Origin of the sequence: Candidatus Brocadia sinica JPN1 (assembly GCF_000949635.1) — a bacterium.
GTDB lineage: Bacteria > Planctomycetota > Brocadiia > Brocadiales > Brocadiaceae > Brocadia > Brocadia sinica.
In genome coordinates this window covers 3,674,553-3,693,758 of the sequence record NZ_BAFN01000001.1, presented here as the reverse complement: position 1 = coordinate 3,693,758, position 19,206 = coordinate 3,674,553, and the positions used below count along the sequence as shown (strand labels likewise).

21 protein-coding genes and 1 tRNA gene are annotated in these 19,206 nt (G+C 43.1%); 6 read left to right on the top strand and 16 right to left on the bottom strand.

Features of this window, described 5'->3' with window-relative positions:
- Positions 1 to 2: 2 nt before the first annotated feature.
- From BROSI_RS16895 to BROSI_RS20075, 6 genes are all read right to left on the bottom strand, one after another.
- On the bottom strand, positions 3 to 470 hold the full coding sequence (locus BROSI_RS16895) for an ERCC4 domain-containing protein (RefSeq protein WP_052564953.1): 468 nt from the start codon (positions 468 to 470) through the stop codon (positions 3 to 5).
- Positions 471 to 605: 135 nt separating this feature from the next.
- Positions 606 to 2,309, bottom strand: coding sequence for a DNA primase family protein (locus BROSI_RS16890; protein WP_052564952.1), 1,704 nt, complete (start codon positions 2,307 to 2,309; stop codon positions 606 to 608).
- Between the two features lie 16 nt (positions 2,310 to 2,325).
- A complete protein-coding gene (locus BROSI_RS16885; protein WP_052564951.1) occupies positions 2,326 to 2,517 on the bottom strand; it encodes a hypothetical protein in 192 nt (63 codons plus the stop codon).
- A 495-nt stretch (positions 2,518 to 3,012) separates the two neighbouring features.
- Positions 3,013 to 3,285 carry a hypothetical protein gene (locus BROSI_RS16880; protein ID WP_052564950.1) on the bottom strand — a complete coding sequence of 91 codons (273 nt, stop codon included), beginning with the start codon at positions 3,283 to 3,285 and terminating at the stop codon, positions 3,013 to 3,015.
- A gap of 271 nt (positions 3,286 to 3,556) precedes the next feature.
- Positions 3,557 to 4,114, bottom strand: coding sequence for a methylated-DNA--[protein]-cysteine S-methyltransferase (locus BROSI_RS16875; protein WP_200891780.1), 558 nt, complete (start codon positions 4,112 to 4,114; stop codon positions 3,557 to 3,559).
- Positions 4,089 to 4,850, bottom strand: a complete 762-nt coding sequence (locus BROSI_RS20075) for a M50 family metallopeptidase (RefSeq protein ID WP_052564948.1) — start codon at positions 4,848 to 4,850, stop codon at positions 4,089 to 4,091. Before BROSI_RS20075 ends, BROSI_RS16875 begins: the two co-directional genes overlap by 26 nt.
- Positions 4,851 to 5,154: 304 nt before the next feature.
- On the opposite strand from BROSI_RS20075, the gene BROSI_RS16865 reads away from it, so the two are divergent.
- A tRNA-Ala gene (locus BROSI_RS16865) sits at positions 5,155 to 5,228 on the top strand.
- 172 nt (positions 5,229 to 5,400) lie between these two features.
- Here the strand turns inward: BROSI_RS16865 and BROSI_RS16860 are convergent.
- The 3 genes from BROSI_RS16860 to BROSI_RS16850 are packed head-to-tail and all read right to left on the bottom strand — an operon-like array spanning position 5,401 to position 6,724.
- Positions 5,401 to 5,631, bottom strand: a complete 231-nt coding sequence (locus BROSI_RS16860; RefSeq protein ID WP_052564947.1) for a PBECR2 nuclease fold domain-containing protein — start codon at positions 5,629 to 5,631, stop codon at positions 5,401 to 5,403.
- Positions 5,628 to 6,341, bottom strand: a complete 714-nt coding sequence (locus BROSI_RS16855) for a phage head morphogenesis protein (RefSeq protein WP_261338907.1) — start codon at positions 6,339 to 6,341, stop codon at positions 5,628 to 5,630. The genes BROSI_RS16860 and BROSI_RS16855 overlap by 4 nt, the downstream gene beginning before the upstream one ends.
- Positions 6,342 to 6,391: 50 nt before the next feature.
- Positions 6,392 to 6,724, bottom strand: a complete 333-nt coding sequence (locus BROSI_RS16850) for a phage portal protein family protein (protein ID WP_157842595.1) — start codon at positions 6,722 to 6,724, stop codon at positions 6,392 to 6,394.
- A gap of 783 nt (positions 6,725 to 7,507) precedes the next feature.
- Here BROSI_RS16850 and BROSI_RS20610 point away from each other — a divergent pair.
- The 3 genes from BROSI_RS20610 (at position 7,508) to BROSI_RS16835 (ending at position 8,586) form a co-directional block, all read left to right on the top strand.
- Positions 7,508 to 7,780 carry a lipid-binding SYLF domain-containing protein gene (locus BROSI_RS20610; protein ID WP_200891779.1) on the top strand — a complete coding sequence of 91 codons (273 nt, stop codon included), beginning with the start codon at positions 7,508 to 7,510 and terminating at the stop codon, positions 7,778 to 7,780.
- Positions 7,743 to 8,081 (top strand): lipid-binding SYLF domain-containing protein, encoded by a 339-nt coding sequence (locus tag BROSI_RS20605; protein WP_200891778.1) that lies wholly within the window; start codon positions 7,743 to 7,745, stop codon positions 8,079 to 8,081. Before BROSI_RS20610 ends, BROSI_RS20605 begins: the two co-directional genes overlap by 38 nt.
- A gap of 229 nt (positions 8,082 to 8,310) precedes the next feature.
- Positions 8,311 to 8,586, top strand: coding sequence for an HU family DNA-binding protein (locus BROSI_RS16835; RefSeq protein WP_052564943.1), 276 nt, complete (start codon positions 8,311 to 8,313; stop codon positions 8,584 to 8,586).
- Between the two features lie 134 nt (positions 8,587 to 8,720).
- Here BROSI_RS16835 and typA read toward each other — a convergent pair whose 3' ends face one another.
- The 4 genes from typA to BROSI_RS16815 all read right to left on the bottom strand — a co-directional run bounded on the left by typA (position 8,721) and on the right by BROSI_RS16815 (position 13,502).
- Positions 8,721 to 10,583: a translational GTPase TypA gene (gene typA / locus BROSI_RS16830; protein WP_052564942.1), complete on the bottom strand. Its 1,863-nt coding sequence runs from the start codon at positions 10,581 to 10,583 to the stop codon at positions 8,721 to 8,723.
- A 462-nt stretch (positions 10,584 to 11,045) separates the two neighbouring features.
- On the bottom strand, positions 11,046 to 12,155 hold the full coding sequence (locus BROSI_RS16825) for a hypothetical protein (protein ID WP_052564941.1): 1,110 nt from the start codon (positions 12,153 to 12,155) through the stop codon (positions 11,046 to 11,048).
- Entirely contained in the window at positions 12,149 to 12,823 is a 675-nt protein-coding gene (locus tag BROSI_RS16820; protein WP_052564940.1) for a PKD domain-containing protein, read from the bottom strand. The genes BROSI_RS16825 and BROSI_RS16820 overlap by 7 nt, the downstream gene beginning before the upstream one ends.
- 295 nt (positions 12,824 to 13,118) lie before the next feature.
- Positions 13,119 to 13,502: a tail fiber domain-containing protein gene (locus tag BROSI_RS16815; RefSeq protein WP_052564939.1), complete on the bottom strand. Its 384-nt coding sequence runs from the start codon at positions 13,500 to 13,502 to the stop codon at positions 13,119 to 13,121.
- A 155-nt stretch (positions 13,503 to 13,657) separates the two neighbouring features.
- Between BROSI_RS16815 and BROSI_RS16810 the strand changes: the two genes are divergently transcribed.
- A complete protein-coding gene (locus BROSI_RS16810; protein WP_052564938.1) occupies positions 13,658 to 14,758 on the top strand; it encodes an IS1380 family transposase in 1,101 nt (366 codons plus the stop codon).
- A 168-nt stretch (positions 14,759 to 14,926) separates the two neighbouring features.
- Here BROSI_RS16810 and BROSI_RS20070 read toward each other — a convergent pair whose 3' ends face one another.
- The 3 genes from BROSI_RS20070 to BROSI_RS16800 all read right to left on the bottom strand — a co-directional run bounded on the left by BROSI_RS20070 (position 14,927) and on the right by BROSI_RS16800 (position 17,337).
- Positions 14,927 to 15,091, bottom strand: coding sequence for a hypothetical protein (locus BROSI_RS20070; RefSeq protein WP_157842594.1), 165 nt, complete (start codon positions 15,089 to 15,091; stop codon positions 14,927 to 14,929).
- 423 nt (positions 15,092 to 15,514) lie between these two features.
- On the bottom strand, positions 15,515 to 15,784 hold the full coding sequence (locus BROSI_RS16805; protein WP_052564937.1) for a hypothetical protein: 270 nt from the start codon (positions 15,782 to 15,784) through the stop codon (positions 15,515 to 15,517).
- A gap of 191 nt (positions 15,785 to 15,975) precedes the next feature.
- Positions 15,976 to 17,337 (bottom strand): multiheme c-type cytochrome, encoded by a 1,362-nt coding sequence (locus BROSI_RS16800; protein ID WP_052564936.1) that lies wholly within the window; start codon positions 17,335 to 17,337, stop codon positions 15,976 to 15,978.
- A gap of 345 nt (positions 17,338 to 17,682) precedes the next feature.
- Here BROSI_RS16800 and BROSI_RS16795 point away from each other — a divergent pair, with 345 nt between their 5' ends.
- Positions 17,683 to 19,203: a 2-isopropylmalate synthase gene (locus BROSI_RS16795; RefSeq protein ID WP_052564935.1), complete on the top strand. Its 1,521-nt coding sequence runs from the start codon at positions 17,683 to 17,685 to the stop codon at positions 19,201 to 19,203.
- Positions 19,204 to 19,206: the final 3 nt, after the last annotated feature.

The following is a 19,206-nucleotide window of genomic DNA, read 5'->3' as shown; positions in this document are numbered from 1 at the left end:
AATTAAACCAAATAAGGTTTTATTCGTTCTAAATACTCGTGCTGCTTCCGTAGAAAATGATACAAAAGCCCTTCAACTGTATCCGCTGCTATAGTCGGATTGTCCGCAAAAAGTATATGCACCCCGTATTTTGCGCTTAGTGCCTGTAAGCTTCCGACAACCGATGCCACCGTCATTTCGCTTCGCCATTTACCCTTATAGATGTCTGAAAGTGACGTCTCAATGACAATAGCTGCATAATCGAAGGCCCTCATGCGCTGTACCTCATTCATAAAACGTTCACGGCCAACCCCAAGCGATCCTAACAAATCAGAAAGACTTTTCCGTTCTATGGTCACTTTATCCGTGAAATTTTTCAAACTATAGTCCCCGGTGGATAGTCCAACAACCTCCACTGTTGCATTTTTAAACACCAAAGGGGTTTGTTCCCTCGTATCTTGGATAATGACCAAATCTGATTTTTTTATCATTTTGAGAAAATCGAAAGAAATCGAAACATATCAAAAAGATTTAGTACCGAAGTACCGATTAGTACCCTTTATTCTGGAAAGTCCTATATGAGATAGAATATAAAAAAGTTTCCGGAAAGAAGGGTACTATCGGTACTAAAGGGTACTTTCACAAATACCGATTCCCTTCCACCAATGGCCGCTTGATTGTTTTCGTTCAAAACCTCTCTCCGATAACCGGGTTCCAAAACTTCTTTGGCTTAAAATATACTCCCCAGATTGTTCACACCACCTTTTATATGTTTCATATAATTTTCCCGCCGGAACCTTAGCATCAGGTATGAGGACACAACATTCAGAAAGAAATGCCCCTATCGCATCCATTTCAGCTTTGTAATTATTTGTAGCCCGACTCACATCATCCGGTGTTTGCAGTCCATTCTTTTGCCACTGGAGGCAGCCCTGGACAGCCCAAGTAAGCATCCCGGACATTTCAGCCTTCAATTTTTCCAAAAGCTTCTGATCCTTTTTGTCTTCGGAAATAGTGACATTAAACGGAATTAACTTAATACGCCGCCAGATCGCATAATCCGTCCCTTTGATGTTAGGTTTATGATTCGCCGCCAGCCATATCTTGAAAGTGGGTTTAAAATCAAAATATTCACCGAAAAGGAATCTTGCTGTGATAGTGTCGCCACCAGTTAACTGCTTGACCAACACCTCAGCCAATCGCCGCTCGCCCTCTACTTCGATAGCAGAAATAAAACGTTTGCCTGTCATCCTTGCCAGATCATTACGAACAGTTTCGCTTTTTCGAATAAGAAAAGTTTCAAAATCAGCAGTTTGGGCATAATCGCCAAGTAACATGGACAAACAACTCAGGAGGGTACTTTTGCCATTGCTACCTGTTCCATGTAAAAGAAAAAGACATTGTTCAGTAACATCCCCGGTCAATGAATATCCAACCGCTCGTTGGACATACTGGATTAGGTCATAATTCCAATTGAAAATAGTTTCGAGAAATTCAATCCATAAAGAGCATTGCGAATCGGGGGTGTATTCAACCGGGATTATCTTGGTTATGTAGTCCTGGGGATCGTGTGGCTTTAATTGTCCAGTCCGCAGGTCAATTGTGCCGTTAAGACAATTTAAAAAGAAAGGATTTATGTCTAACCGGTCGGGTGAAATAGGAACGCTAGGTTCACTTTGTGCAAGGGATATCATCGCCCGCAATCTGTTTTCTGCTTCGCTCGCTATTGCCCATTTTGCCAGGGTTTGTCTTTCGTATTTATCCGCAATCTCTCCCGCCTCCTCGTAAAGACATCGAATTGTATCCTTTGCCAATCTTAGGATTTTACCATCATTATCTATGCGCCAAATTTTACCATCCCAAACAAGCCATTTCTTCCAAGCGAAACAAAAGCGGATTTTATTGGCATGTTGCGAAACCAGCCGTCTTGCGTTGCCCAGGTCGGTCGCATTGAATGCCTGAACAGTTTCAGAAACTTCAATTTTGGGTTCCCTCAATTGTTTTAAATAAGTTTCGATATTTACAGCCAAAAGGCAAGCTTCGTCCCGCTCCGATTCCATGAGCAAGAGAATATCGATAATATTTCCAAGCAGTGGCCTTCCCTGCAATCGTTGCCCTAGCCGATGAATAATTGTTGCGGTAGTGATTGGTAAATTTTGCTTATAAATATCTTTCGCTTCGAAGAAAATTTCACGCAGTGCAAACTTATCAAAGCGTTCTGGTTCGAGTGAAAGGATAGCATCTAACTTACCGTTTTGAAGCCCGCCGTGAATCAGCGCCTTTAGGAGGTCGTAACCTAAGTCTTGCTTGTAATCTATTGTGGTCACCATTTATCGCCCTCCGGCACTACTCCTTAGAGTTTTCACCGCCCAATGCCAGCCCTTTCGAAGACTTTGAACATCTCCCGTTTTCCAAGAAAGACGCAATCGCCTCCCTTGCGATTCGGCTTATGGACATGTCAAGCTTCCTGCTTTGTCTCCTCAAAGCATCATAAGTATTGCCATCAATTAAGAAGTTTAAATGCCGATATGTTTTCATGTTTTTACCTCCAGTAAAATGTGGGTTATAGAAATAAAAAAGGGCAGTCTGCAAGAAGGAAAAAGATGCAGCGGGGGTTATTCCCGGCACAAAATTTTCATTCTCACAGATCGCCCCTTTCAAAAGAAATCTGTGTTAATCGAATTTTTATTTTAAAAAATTTCGTTATCGTATTTTGAAGATATTTTCCTCCCAAAAAAGAAAGCGTCCATTTATTATACTGTGATCCGCCAACACAGATATTACAATAATTAACAGATTATCATGTTGTTTTAAAATGTCAATCCGTTGTTGTAAACAAAACTTGAAATGCCTTGAAACCCCTGTATTTACTGGCTTAGCGGATATGTGGTGTTTTTGTAAATTTCGTTTGTGTGGAATTTTGTTGCGGAAATACTTGGGAATATTCAAACAAAAAAGGCTGGAATACCGCTTGTTATGCGATAATCCAGCCCTTAAATGCCTTGATATCTGATTTACTTTTATGGCAGGCCGTTATAATTCGTCTGAGATAGGCAATTCTGATGCGTAATGCTGTCTCTGCTTTTTTATTGTATTTGCAAGTGCCTTATAACCCTCATCCGTCAGGAATCCCTCGGTATCCTCAATGAACATCTTGCCGGTTACGTCTCCGTTGTCCTCTTTTAACAGGTATTCCCCTGGTGTTAAATCTTCCCCGGATATCTTCTCCGCAACTTCATTCAGCACACGGGAAAGCTCTGTTTCTGGTTCGTCACCTTTGCATTCGATTGCGATGATTATGCGCATATTATGCCCTCTCTGCTATAAAAAAATAGCCGTACTTTTGACCGTACCTATTGATAAAAGCCTATCAAAACAGGTCAAAACAAACCAAAGATAAAAAGTCTTGGGAACCCTTGAATTTGCCGGGAAAAACAAAGAATAGCTAAAGTAAGCAAAATACAGTAAAACACATCAAAAAGCCAGAGAAAACACTATCCCGGTATTTCTGTGGATAAGCCGTAAAGCTAACAATCTTCTCCCCCCGCAATTTCTTTCAACCCTGATTACAGAACACTCACTGTTTGCAAAAACCACTGTCATAAACAGCCTTACATTCCATCTCTAACAAATATTTTTTGATATGGATCCCGAAGGCATACCCAGTTAACGAACCATCTGAACCGACAACCCTATGGCAGGGAACAACAGGGGGAAAAGGGTTTTTATTGTTTGCTAGACCAACGGCCCTTGCGGCCAGAGGATGTCCAATCTGTTCTGCAACCCATTTATATGACCGGCGTTCTCCATAAGGTATTTCCCGTAATTTTCTCCACACCTTTTGTTGGAATGCTGTACCTTCGCTTAAGTCCAAAGGAAAATTGAAATTTACCCGTTTACCTTTAAAATATTCTTTTAAAATATCTATTTCGGCTTTCAGAAGCGAATCGTTTTTCTGGATTTTTACCAATGTGCCTTTCAAAAATGAATCGAGAAAATTTTCTTCAGTGGTGTGGGGAAATGAAATCCGGCAAACCCCTCTTGCGTTTTTTGCAATATACACGTGGCCTATTGCCGTAAAAAAACTGCCAAAATAAATTATTTCTGGATTATTTACTCGAACCTTTGTGCCCAAATGTCAACCTGTATCCTTTGATAAAACCCATTATCGTTAAAGTAAAAAAAAGCAGGGTTGCAAGTACAGAGATCGAAAGGGTAGTAATCCCCCATAATTTCTTTATAAAAAAATCCCATCCATGGTATTTTAATAACCGTATATCAACTTTTTCAAGAAAGAAAAAAATCAATGAAAGAATACCAAATCCAAGGACAAGATGTTTGATATCCTGCTTGTGAGGCGCCATGGAAACCGTAAAAATAATAATGGTCAATACGAAGAAGATGTGGCGTATATTTTTTAGATGGAGGTGATCCCTAAAGGTGTTAAAAGTAACCCATACGGTATCAAGCAAATGTCGTATCAGGTCGAAAAATCCCTTGACCGTAAAGTGAATTTCCTGGGGAAATGTGCTATTGAGATTGATCGGGTTGGAGAGTATCTTTGATATAAAAAAGATGAAAAACGCACAACCAAAAATCGGCGCTGAAGCAATGGCGAAGTCAAAGAGAAAAGGAACCTTTGGCTTGTCGTATTTAATCCCCGTGTTATTGGATGTAAACAGATTCAGTTCTTTAATCGTTGTCCCTGTGATGAGACATAGAAACGCATGGCTGAGTTCGTGTACGATTGTGCCAGGGAAGAGAAATCCCTTAACCGTCTTGAGATTTGCATACTTTGTCCACAATCCACAAATAGCAAAACTAAGAAAAACAACCATGATAAGACCAATCGCTAGTGAAAAATATATCATATGTGTGAATTAGATTAGCAGAGGTCTTTCTGTATGTCAACCCCAAAGGGAATTTTAACAGTAAATAGCTGTAATTCAGCTAAACTTTCACACGAAGAATTGGTTTGCAATTTGGAATATGGGATATATAATGGAAACTTAATTCACCGCAAAGGGCGCAAGGAACACAGAGAAAACAGATGAACTTGTGATTTTCAGCTTGCGATTTCTAATTTAAAGCTGAACCGAAAATCGTTAATTTGTTGTTCTTTAAAATTTCTCTTTGCCATCAGCGCCGTCTGTGGCAAACTATACTCATTTCTATGGGGACGTAGCTCAGTCCGGGAGAGCGTCTCGTTCGCAACGAGAAGGTCGGGGGTTCGATTCCCCTCGTCTCCATTTTTAACTCTTTGTATAAAAGCATTTATGACTTTTGACACCCTCAAAAACCGTCCTCAATGTGTCCCTGGAATTAAAAAAAGCTGTTAACTCTGTTAAGGGGTAATGGTTGGGCCACAGTCCCTACAGCCATTATCTGACGCCACCCCTGCTGTGGAGGGGAGAGGTCCTATTAATTTTTTTTCCATATCAGTTTTCCTACCCGCTGCTTATCCAAATAACCCAATTCTTCAATTGGGACAAATGTCCATGACTCCATAAAGCCTTTAATGACATTCGCCACAATTAAGATTCCTTCCTTTTTTCCCGTTTGAATTGCCTTAATAATCCTCTGTCTTAATACTACCTGATCTGTCCCTTTGTGTCGCTCAAACGAGAGCCATACTTCGTATGGGTCAGTCATTGTTTCTGTAATGAATGGGATATACGGAGCACGTTCGGATCGATGTGACGAGCTAACGTCTTTGCATTAACCAGGGTGTCATACCTGAATTCGCCAGACTGAAAGGAAAAGACCTTTTCCGGGCATCCTAATATCTTTTCAGTAGCCAATTCCATACCTTCTATCGTTTTTGATATTGTATAATCCAGAGAGGCCACTGGCGCATGAAGGGGAACTTTTTCAGGACTACCATACGATTCCCAATCCCCAGGGGTAAGTCTTTCCCATGCCTTTGCACCCTGTGTCCTCCACGTGTCCATTACATCTTCTGACAATGTTTCACCCCACGCGGTCTTGCCGGGATTATATGCCCAGCCGGGGCCTATGCCATTAGGGATTGTATGGGTATTGCCATTTTTATCCGCCCATTGATAGGCGCCGTCATCTGGCCGCTCAGTAGATATCTTCATCCCTTCCTTTCTCAGGCTATCAATCTCTTCTTGCGTTTGGCTTACTACTTCACATTTGCAACCCCAATCGTTGGGAGGATAATGAGTATTCCACCAAGGGTCATCGGCAGGCAATACCGTACCGCTCCACTTCAAGTGCAAAGGCCTTGGCGTTTCCGATAGTCCGCCGACATACCGCCAGTAGGGCCTTTCACCCCCGACGGCCATCATCTGTTGATAATTCCCTGCCGCATAGGCAACGCGCATATTCGTGTTGAAAATTACTCCTGTTCGCCAGCCGCGTTCTCCTTTGTAGCTCCAGCCATTCCTTGCTACGGTTTCATCAAATGTCTTTCGAAAGATTGTAGGGACACGGTGCTCCGTGTCCCTACTGCATACCTGCCTGCAAGACCCGCTACGGTAAATGCCTTTTGCATGAGACTGCCAAGCTCAACAGGATCAATGCCGCCATAGATATCTAACAGTTTATCCCGCAATTCTTCTAGAATATCAACCTGATTGACCAGATTTTTAACTTGCTCTATATATGGATCGAGATTGACCTGATTCATTGCATTTTCCATAAGATTATCGACTGTATCGGGCTTCTCTTCGGCAAAACAATGCGAACATTTCGATTTCGGGTTTTCGGCAAAATGCTCCACCCCCTGCACCCCCAGCCAGCGGGGGACATTTCTCCCCCTTGTTTCAATTCCTTATAGGTTCAATGAAAGGCTGTGTACTACATTCTCCTCCAGGGCAGGGATTTTCTGGGCGGTATTAATTTGACATCATACCCCCAGCCAATTATCTACCCATGGTAATAAAGTAACACATCAACTTGTTCTCACAGCCAGAGTCTAATTAAATATGGCGGTATATTTAATTTTCTTCATCGACTAATTTCTGTAATTGTCCCCAGGAAATGGTAATCTTCAGTTGCCCTTGTACCAAATTACCCAACGCTGCGGAGAAAAACCCGATCAATATCAATATAAAGCATTTCTCTCGACTGCAGACCGTCAAGAAGTAGATGATCTGACCCTTCATTACCCAAGTCGCTGGCATGTTGAAGAATTTTTCAATGCAAATCATGCCCTCGGTTGGTCTCGGGCCGGCACAACCAACATCAATATCCGATAAGGAATATTTTACTGCAAAGGTATGATAACCTTGAGTTCATCCTGAGTGCAGATAACATGGACACACTAGCGCACTGGCACCCCAAAGGGGACGGGTTGCTCCAAGAATTTTGAGGACACCATACTTAATTATTGATTTTGTAATGAAAAATAACATAAATTTAGTCGTGGCTAAGATATTTCGGGTAGTAAAGTTGTAGGTAGATTCGGCGCAAAAACCAGCACCTTAATCGTTCAACTGAGCGCTCATGACGAAGTCCACCCCACTCAATTTCTTTCAGTTACTATAAGAAAGGAGTCAAAAATATGCAAAATATGAAATCACGTTTTATAATGGCCTTTGCGTTAACCGTATGTATTACAGCCATCTTAGGATTTCTTTTGGGCAACGCCTCCTATGCTAAAACGGCTAAGGAGATCGATGTGAGTGTTGATACTTCCCTGGACCGCTTCCGTAAGGAAGTAAAGGGTGCAGAGGAATTTCTTAAGAGCGCAAAGGGTGTACTTGTATTACCAGGAGTCATCAAAGGGGGATTTGTCATTGGCGGCGAAATACGGCGAGGGAGCGATGAGAATTGATGGAAAGACCGCTGATTACTACAGCGCAGCGGCCGCCTCATACGGCTTCCAAATCAGGGGCCAAAAGAAAGACATCATCCTCGCCTTTATGCAAGACGAGGCCATTACAAAGTTCCGTGAAAGCTCCGGCTGGAAGGCAGGAGTTGACGGGTCAGTAGCCCTGGTGAATCTTGGGGCAGCTGCCTCCATCGACACAACGAAAATCAAGGAGCCCATTGTCGGGTTCGTTTTCGGCCAGAAAGGGCTCATGTACAACCTAACGCTTGAAGGCTCAAAGTTTACCAAACTGAAAAAATATTGATAGGAATTACACCATTGAAAGCACATGGCTTTGTTTGCCTGGATTTGCAGGAATCCCAGGTTGTATAAGATTTTCAATGGGTTTTTTTAAAGACACACCCGCATTTCATCGGAGAGATATTATTTTCAAAAAAATCCAGAAAATACTTGATTCAGCAGCCCATTTAATGTATTCTAGCTCCGAATTTAACACCCTTTATTAAACCATTTTTTTGAAAGGAGGTTGTTGGATGAATAAACAGGAATTGGTTGAAATTGTGGCAAAAGAGTGCGAATTGTCAAAAGCTTGCGGGGAAATGGCTGTAAATGCCGTGCTAAATGGCATAAAAAATGGTGTTAAGAAGACCAAGGAGGTTCGCTTAATTGGCTTTGGAACCTTTTCAGTAAGGACCAGAAAGGCACGGAAAGGGCGTAATCCGCAGACGGGCGCCGTGATAAACATCAAGGCCAGCAAAACGGTAAAATTTACTGCAGGACAGGATTTCAAAAACGTCGTCAATAAATAAATCATTCCCCATTGGATATACAACAAAAAAGCAGGCTCCTAAAGCCTGCTTTTTTGTTTTTTTCTTTCCCTGTAGTGACAAAACTTGTTTTATACAAGGAATTTCAATCTTATGAGAAATTCCGAAGAACCAACTTATGACTTCTCTGTGGATGTCTCAACAGATTCAAGGGTTTGCTGTCTGCGGGTAATTCTCCGTTCGTTCTCGGTAAGGAGTTTCTTTCTCAATCGGAATGTTTTTGGAGTAATCTCCACCAATTCATCGTCTTCGATATATTCAAGGGCCATCTCCAGCGAAAATTCTCTGGGAGGAGGGAGTTTGATCCCTTTTTCGGCCGTCGCACAACGAATATTCGTGGCCTTTTTTGCCCTGATGACATTCACCGTAATATCATTCTGTTCACAGTGTTCACCCACGATCATCCCTTCATACACACGATCGCCTGGGTTTACAAACATTATACCCCTGTCCTGTAATCCATCAAGGGCATAGGCAGTCGCCTCACCTGCGGCCATGGAAATGAGCACGCCCTGGATGCGATGGGCAATATCACCCTTGTATGGTTCATAGTCATAAAAATTATGGTACATCACCGCTTCTCCACGGGTAGAGCTCAAGAGACGGTTCCTCAAGCCAATCAAACCCCGGGAAGGCACTTTAAACTCAAAGTGGGTGATGTCCTTATCGGTATCCATGCTGAGCATTTCCCCTTTCCGGGCACCCAACATGGAAATCGCCTGACCTTCATATTCTTTCGGCACATCGATTACAACATATTCCACAGGTTCCGCTTTTTCCCCATCCATCTGCTTAAAAATCACCTTGGGTTTGGAGACCTGCAGCTCATATCCTTCACGACGCATGTTTTCAATTAACACAGAGAGATGCAAGAGCCCGCGTCCCGAAATACGAAAGGAGTCAGGCGTTTCTGTGTCTTCCACCTTGAGGGCCACATTTGACCGAAGTTCCCGGTAAAGCCTTTCCCTCAGATTCCGGCTGGTAACATATTTCCCGTCCTGGCCGCTGAAAGGCGAATTATTCACGGAAAATATCATGGAAAGCGTGGGTTCATCGATACTGATCTTTGGCATGGCCTGAGGGTTCTCGATGGATGCAATGGTATCGCTGATATCGATATCCTCTATCCCTGTTAAAGCAACGATATCCCCTGCCTGAGCCGATTTTACGGCCTGCCTGCCTAATCCCGTAAAGGTAAATAATTCAGTTACTCTGTGTACCGTATGCCTGTTATTTTTGTCAATCCGCGTAACTTGCTGGCCTGCATGAATTGTGCCATTAAACACCTTACCGATCCCAATTCGGCCTACATAATCATTATAATCCAGCGATGTTACTTGCATTTGCAATGGTGCATTCGGATCACCGCTGGGTTTTGGAACGTAGTGCAAAATCGTGTCGAGCAGCGGGGTGATGTCTTTGTTATCGTCTTCAAGGGACAGCTTTGCAAAGCCTTCCCGTCCGCTGGCATAAATCACGGTAAAATCCAACTGCTCGTCAGTTGCATTCAGCTCGACAAAGAGATCAAAGACCTCATTCAATACTTCTGAGCAACGGGCATCCGGTCTATCAATCTTATTGATAACCACAAGGGGTCTTAGGTTATAACTCAAAGCCTTGCGGAGTACAAACCGCGTCTGGGGCATCGTCCCTTCAGCCGCATCCACCAGCAACAAGACACCGTCAGCCATCTTGAGGACGCGTTCCACTTCTCCACCAAAATCGGCATGCCCCGGTGTATCAATAATATTAATCTTCACGCCCTTATAGTTGATAGCCGTGTTCTTGGCAAGGATCGTAATACCCCTCTCACGTTCCAGATCGTTAGAGTCCATAATCCTTTCTACATTCTGAATCTGCTGATTAGACCGGAACGTACCGCTTTGTTTCAGCAATTGATCCACAAGGGTGGTCTTGCCATGATCAACGTGGGCAATAATCGCCACATTCCGTACATCGTCTCTCACTATTTGTGTCATATCACTCCTCAAATATACTGCAAAATATTATACAACCAATACCCTGGTGCGGCACAGCCGCAACCAAGTCCCTTCTATCGGCAGGACAAGCGTCCCCGCTTGTCATGATGATGTTAACATGTGTCAACCGGAGACGGTTGACCTACCTCAGGGGATTTAGGGGTTTAAAAACTTTCTCAAAAAAGAAGTTTTTATACAATACTACAAAAATGATTGTCAAAACAAAAAAGCCGCAACGAAGAATCGTAGCGGCTTTTAAAATATACATTGAGTTCATAAGCCCCAAAACTACGTTTTATTTAATAAATAATTATTACAAATAAAACATTTTCTGTCAAATGAATAATCGTTTTATCGTTACGTAATATTGGTTTTTGCTCATCAACCTTACAGCCACGTTCCTTCCAAACCGGGGTGAGCTGATAACTACGCCCACCCCAGTTCTTCGTTTCTTCAGATAAATTACTTTTTATTACCACTATCACTGTGGATGATGATCGATCCACCGCCAAGCGTCGTGGTGGCCTCTGCATCCATATCGGCGCCCATCTGGTTGTCATAGATGGTGGTCTCGCCGCCGTTTCCGTCTTCATCCCAGATGCGGATGCGGAACGTGTCCTTGGCGCCGTTGCCTTTTAAATCCCCGTCAACGCAGGAGATCATGAACTTGTGACTGCCTTCTTCACCTTCAATGATACCGGTTCCCTTAAACGTAGCTTTAAATCCGGAGACAACAAGCCAATCGTACGTGTTTGAGTGGAAATTAAAGTCTGCTGTGCTGAACTGGAACTCGGTATTGCCCTCAGGTACATTCGCACCCTTTTTGTACTTGGCTACAAACCCGAAGTTCGCCTTGCCTTCCAGACTGGTATCACGCGTATATGCGCCCTTGGGTGACCAGATCCAGCCTCCGCCGGTTACAAAACCTGCGCTGGGGTCATAGACAGGCAGGTAAATGCTTTCCGGTTTACTCGTATTGCCTTCTTCGTCAGTACCACGCACGGATACTGTTAAAAGTTTTGATTCTGCAACACCCGGCATAGTTACCGAAACATTCACCGAATTTGTTCCGGTGGTTATCGGATTTATGCTATACCATTGAGTGTCACCATCAATACTGTACTCGGCATAGGAGATATCTGTCGCTGTATCATCGATCTGAGCGGTAATGGTACATGACGTGTTTACGGCAACGGGATTGGGATTCGCCGCGGTATTTGAAACTACAGGTACCGTCGTATCCTGCACAGTGATAGTTACCGTGTCAGGTTCTGAATCTACCGTACCATCATTCACTACCGGATATACGGTGTTTACCCCTGGCGGCATGGTTACCGTTGGTATGGATCCTGTTGCCTCACCAAATGGTCCTGTCCACGTATAGGTTAATGTGTCACCATCGGGATCGCTTGAACCGGTGCCGTCAAGGGTTACCTGCGCACCGGAAGTGTTTGTCTGCTCAACGGTCTGGTCTGGGCCTGCGTCTGCAACAGGTGACGAATTGAATGTTGTGATGTTTACGGTATCGGGAATGCTATTCACCGTGCCATCATTGACTATCAGACTCACCATGTACCAGCTTTGTCTGCAACAAAGGTTGGATTTACTGCGGTTTGATTCAAAAGGATTGCCATACTGCCTCGCGGTATCGATATAAATGACCAGCTATAACTCAATGGATTACCGTCTACATCATAACTTCCACTCCCGTCAAGTGTCACCGTATCTGTAAAATATACAGACGTGTCTTGCCCTGCAACAGCCACTGGCGCTGTATTGGTAACAGAGGCCCACTTCGTATTATTACCACTATTGATCCAGTCCTGAGTGGTTATTAAAATGCTGTTTATGTTATGAGAATCTTTTACGTCTACATAGGTGATATTCTTTGTCCCCTGGGGGTCTATCTTCCACTGTATCCCGTCAACAGTGCTTCTTAGTATCAGTGGACTTTCCAAAGTCCCGGTTAGTGTACAATGAGCAAGAATTGTTTGTGTGCTTTCTGCCTCAAAGGTAAGTTGATTGCCCGGGGCAGTACAGAATAAATGGTAGAAGTTTGTTGATCCTGAAATAATCTGGTTTGTGGTGCCGGTAAATTCAACGGTACCAATTCCCGCATTAAATGTGCCGATATTTGTCCAATTACCTCCTACGCTGATCTTTCCCGTGTCTATCTCTAATATACCGGCATTATTCAAGTCCTCATTATCAAGTAATAGATGGCCATCACCAACATACATTTCATAGCCTGCTGGTATGACAAATTCTCCCGCACGTAAAATGGTTGTATGAAGTATGCCAGTCAGTATGATGATGAATCATGCTGCGGCATGAATCTTCTTTTTAAACATGCTGTTCTCCTGAATATTTCAATTCGTATCCTGGAAATTTTTGGTGAATACGCATATTAGTACATCCTGTTACTGTTGGAATCTTTCTCTGATATACCATCAAAAGAAGCGGGCATGGTGGAGGGTTTGGTAAAATTGCTTACGAAGGCCTTCAACTCAGCCATTTCTGCATTCTTTTCAATCTTTAAAGCTTCATTTCTGCCTTGAGTTCCTTAATGGCATTCAGCATAGCCCACAAGATGGGATCATTATCCATCATAAGATATCCCTTGCTATTTTCAGTGACAGCCTCTGGTATTACCTTTTGAACCTCTTGGGCACTAAAGCCAATATGTTCTCCTTCATCAGGGATATTGAGTGAATTGCCTTTTTTATAACGATAAATGATTGGCTGTAGTTGTAAGACTTCATTGAGGCCAGCATCGAATGAGCCGTAAATGTTCTTTAATCTTTCATCAGAAAATACCAGCCATGATCCCCCACCAGTTTTCGAGGCATTGCCATTTACGGAGAGTCTTTGGTCTGGTGCCGTTGTACCAATTCCAACCTTACCAACATCTGCATTCATCCCTGAAACAAAGAAAGTTGGGTTTCCATCATTTCCAATAAAAAAACTGTTTGAGTTAGCCCGGATTTCTCACCGATATGTTAGACAACCCTCGATATTTATGGTATAAGATGTTTGTAAAGAACAGATTATACATAGCAAGAGGAGGGTTGAAGGTGAAAACAGGGTGTAAAGATGCAATAGAGTATCAAGGGTTAAGCGGAAGGAAGGTAATATCGCAATTTAATAGAGGGCAAATAACAACCGACGCCGGAGGCCTGTTACTGAGAGGATTAGAACAGGCAAGAGGTTTCATGAAAGAGTTTTCAAAGTGTTTTACCAATTATCGGGATCAGGACGCAATAGAGCATACAGTAGAAGAATTATTATCACAGAGGATATATGGGATAGCGTTAGGATATGAGGACTTGAATGATCATGATCAATTGAGGATAGACCCATTGTTGGCAGTTTTGTGCAAGAAGAAAGACCCGACAGGGCAGGATAGGCGAAGCAAGAGTGTTTTGGATTTGGATGCGACGGATGATCCGATACACGGGAGCCAGGAAGGTCGTTTTTTCCACGAATGGCCTGAGGTGAAAATTGTAGTGCGGGGTGATTCGGGGTCTGCGAGGGAAGAAATCATGAGTTGGTGTGAAGCAAACCATGTGGACTATCTCTTTGGGCTTGCAAGGAATTCTCGATTACAAGAAGAGATACAAGGCGAAATGGAAGAGGCAAGAAAACAATATGAGCAGACAGGAAGAGCATCCAGGGTGTATAAAGATTTTTTCTATAAAACGGTGAAGAGTTGGTCCAAGGGTCGTCGGGTAGTGGGCAAGGTGGAATATTTAGAGAAGGGGCCAAATCCCCGGTTTGTAGTAACATCACTAAAATCGGAGGAGAAAGATGCCAGGAGTCTTTACGAGCAAGAGTATTGTGCACGTGGGGAGATGGAAAACAGGATCAAGGAACAGCAGTTACATTTGTTTGCCGACCGGACAAGTACAGAGACGATGCGTGCCAATCAACTGAGGCTGTGGTTCTCGTCAGTGGCTTATGTGTTACTCAACGAATTAAGACGGATAGGGCTTTGTTCAACAGAATTCTCACAAGCACAGTGCAGCACGATCCGAACAAAACTGCTCAAGATTGGCGCACAGGTAAAGGTGAGTGTAAGGAGAATCGCAGTTTGCCTGTCCAGTGCTTATCCCTATAAAGAAGTCTTTCAGCGCGCTTTTCAAAACATTCGTAAAGCGTATCCAATGCTCTGTTGAAGTTCAGAAAAGATTTACCATTGTAAGTATGATTGCTAAGCCGGACGGGAGCGCTACGCCCAAAATACGCCTTTTGATAGCATCTCCCGGGTTTTTATCAATAAAACGATGAGGATATTCAATGTTGATGCATAAAAGCAGAAAAATCAGTCTTGGATACCAAACTCATTATGTATTTTGAAACCTTTTGATATTACAAATTACCCTCTGTGAGAAATGCGGGTTAGTTCCAGGCTTTCCCGCATAGCCAGCCTGTTTGTAAGCTTCCTCTATTGACTTCCCGGCGCTCCGTAAAATTGTGTATGCCTCTTGTTTTGGATTGTCTTTTTTCATAGAATTATACCTCCGAATTGATAGTTGTTAAAATCTCCCTTCGTACCTAATCCGTACTTACACACACAAACCGACCCAAACATTACTATGTAAAGCAATGATGAAAATGTCTTGAATGACTTGAAAATACTGGTAGAATCAAAGCCTATTCAAACACGTCAAACCAGATAAAGAAATAAGCAAAAGGCTTTTGATATTTATTCCTAAATATTTTTTTTACCTGGTAACTATTCAGGTCCGAATGCAGTAGCCAGGAGTCAGCATTCAGAACAAAGCGGTTTGAACGGTTTATGCTGTTTAAACTGCTTTTTTCCTGACTTCTGAATCTGACTTCCAGATTCCAGCTTTGAGACCCGACTGGGGAATTACCAAATACATGCGGTTTTACATTTTCCTTCGTTACGTTCCTTATAGCCAGAAATATTAAAACATCTCTGCCAATTTCTTCGAAAGTACAGAAAGATTCTTATCCTTCGTCAGATACTCTACCTCATTCGGATGCACCTTCAAATCGAGAAGCATTTTCTTAATCCTTTTCCATCCGGATTCCTTCTTTTTTTCACTTGTTTCCAAATATAAATCTGAGACTAATTCCCCCAGCCTTTGTATAAGGCGGAGGTCTTTGTTTTCATAAAAATTCTTAATCATCTTCTTTTGATATTCCGTATAACCTTTTTCAGCATTCTGATCCATGCAACTTCTCCATTCTCAAATTTGGTTTTGATAACCTTTTAGCTTATAATTAAATGCTTATTAAGTTCCCTCAGCAAATCACCATGAGCAGGGGTATTTTAGGGAATGACAGTGTAATATATTGATATTTGCTGAGCAAACTCAATAACCATTTTTAAAAATGACCTTTTTTAGACTACTTGGAGTAACTTTTATCGCAGCTTCATTTTCATCTTCCTTCTGAGTTCTGCTTCTTCCCGTAATTTTTTTACTTCTTCTCTCATCTCACTCACATCTTCCTGGAGTTTTGCCCACCCATACAGGTGTGTATAGCCCGGATTTTTATGGTAAGCCCCTTTCCATGTAACAGCAGCGCTGTGTGTTAATTTGATAAAGAGCCGCTCTATCCTGGGTCTGTTCGTATAAGATTGAAGGTCTTCCTGGATGAAGGCATGACCAGGCAAAGGAATTTTCACCACTTCACCAACTGGTGGAATTAAAAGCTTTTCCTTTTCTAAACCAAAGACAATATCCTTCGCCTCTTTTATAACAGTCTCAATATTTTTATAGATATCATCAGCCCTCGTTAATGCATTCTTTGCAAAGCGCAAGGAATGGCATCTATTACAAACGGACAGCATGTCTTCACGTTTTTTTACTAATTCAATTTCATCTATGGCAGCGCCATTCCTGTCAATATAAGACAGCCTACTTCCTGCAACAGGGCCACAGGTAAGTCCAAAACTCATATCATGAGTACCCTGAGGCATATGACAGGTAACACATACCGGCGACCGCAAGGACTGGACAGATTGAGATTCTTTTAATATGCCGGATTGACTTGCAGTATAAACAGTCCCGTGCTTGGAAGAGATGTATACATCGTGATGGGGGTGATCTGAACCCATGTGACACGTCCTGCATGCCTCGGGAGTTTTGGCCTCAAGGGTATTAAAGGTATGCCGCGTGTGACATGAATCACATTTAAATTGGATATTATGACACTGCTCACACTTTTCAGAACGGGTGCCTTTGGGAATTTCCATGAGTTTCCTGCACTCCAGCACCCTTTGCCAGCCAATGGAGTGGCGGCTCTTCATAAATTCCTGGTATTCTTTTCTGTGGCATTTGCCACAATTGCTGGCAGTAACCTTGCGATGGACCCTCTTATCATCGCAACTGTTCCCATCAGTGCTGAGATATTCCAACTCTATTGCTTCCTTTGTTGCGAGTTCTGCATTTGAACTAACATGGCATGCCTCGCATCCCACACCCTTTCTTGCATGCTTGCTACCCTGCCAGTCCGCGACCCAGCCATGTGTCACCCTGCGTTCCTCGTGACAGGTTATGCATTTCAAGGATTCGTCGGTAATTCCTTTTTCCTCTTTTGCAACTGTTACCGCTTCTGCGGCTTTGATAATTGGTATTTCTTCAGGAGGGATAATCACTGTTTGCGGGGTAGTTGTCTTCTTGTGGGTCGCACAACTGGCGAGACAACAGAATTCCGCCAAAAGCATCACAATGGTAAGATATTTCAGAGATTTATTTATAGGATATTGTAATGAGTGAGGCATCTTTTTTCCCCCTGATATAATCCTGGATGTTTTTCTCTCCACGAGGCATTATACAAACGTAATCTTAAAATGCCAGCTCCCTTCCGGTAAAGGACAAAAATTTGTTTGTAGTAGTTTATCATACTGTTTTTCTTTCATTAGGCCTTCGGCTACTTTCCCTCTGTTTCCCCTGTAAACGGAGTATGGGGGGTAATTGAAATTCCGATACATTAGATTATGCAGCCACAAGTATCAGGAATTATACCCGATAACACAAACACTTCAAATTGTTATTGAATGTAGTTATGACATGTAGTAAAATTTTTACAGACTCACATCCAAATTATGAAATAAGGGAAACTATTTGTGACCAATAATAACATCATTATTTTTGACACCACACTGCGAGACGGAGAACAGTCGCCTGGAGCAAGTCTGGATATTAACGAAAAGGTCCAGATTGCGCGGCAATTAGCGCTGCTGAATGTGGACGTTATTGAGGCTGGTTTTCCCGTCTCATCACCAGGTGACTTTGAATCGGTAAGCAGAATTGCCCGGGAAATTCGGGGAATTTCCGTGGCAGGTCTTGCCCGCGCCGTTGAAAAGGATATTGACAGTGCCGCCAGGGCTCTGGAAAAGGCCGAAAAGCCACGAATACATGTCTTTCTCGCCACCTCTGAAATTCACAGAAAATACAAGCTCCTTAAGGCAAAGGAAGAAATTGTTCACCTGGCTGTCAAAGGGGTTGCGCACGCCTTAAAATATGTGGATGATGTAGAATTTTCCACAGAAGACGCATCCAGAACGGAACCAGACTTCCTCATTCAGGTTGTCGAGGCCGTTATTGATGCCGGCGCAAAGACTGTTAATATCCCAGATACCGTAGGTTATGCCACGCCCGATCAATATGCCTCCATTATCCGCGGATTAAAAGAAAACGTTAAAAACATTGATAAGGCAATAATCAGCGTACATTGTCACAATGACCTAGGACTTGCCGTGGCTAATTCCCTGGCTGCTATAAAGGCAGGCGCACAACAGGTCGAGTGTACCATCAACGGCATCGGAGAACGGGCAGGGAACGCGGCACTGGAAGAGATCGTGATGGCCATTAAGACACGTCATGATTTTTACCAGCGTTCTACCCGTATTGTCACAAAGGAATTGATTGCCACGAGCAGACTGGTAAGCACCCTTACAGGACTGCGGGTACAGAGGAACAAGGCCATTGTCGGTGAAAATGCATTCGCACACCAGTCAGGGGTACATCAGGACGGGGTAATCAAGGAACGCACTACCTATGAGATTATGAAACCCGAAGACGTCGGGTATTTAAAGACCAAGCTTGTGCTCGGGAAATTATCCGGCCGAAATGCCTTTAAAACACGCATCAAGGAACTGGGATACGAATTATCGGAAAAAGAATTCGAACGGGCTTTTGAGGAATTTAAGCACATAGCTGATAAGAAGAAAGAGGTCTTTGATGAGGATATTGAAGCCATTATCGGCATAGAAAAGATGGAAGTCCCCCATATCTTTCAATTAGAAAGCCTCAGTATCAGTTGCGGACCTACTACGGTTCCAACAGCCGGGGTAAGACTTAAATTACAGGATGGCCGTTTGGTGGATAACACCACCATTGGCGATGGTCCCATTGATGCCCTTTTCAAGGCTGTCGATTTATCAACCGGTATCCCCGGCAAGCTGCAGGATTACAACATCCGCGCTGTTACCAGCGGGAAGGATGCAATGGGTGAGGTTTATGTAAATGTCGAAGTGGATGGGAAAACTATCGGGGGCCGTGCGGTAAGCACTGATATCATCGAGGCCAGCGCAAAGGCCTATTTAAATGCCATCAACAAGGTGGCTGCAATGAAACAAAAGTAGTTA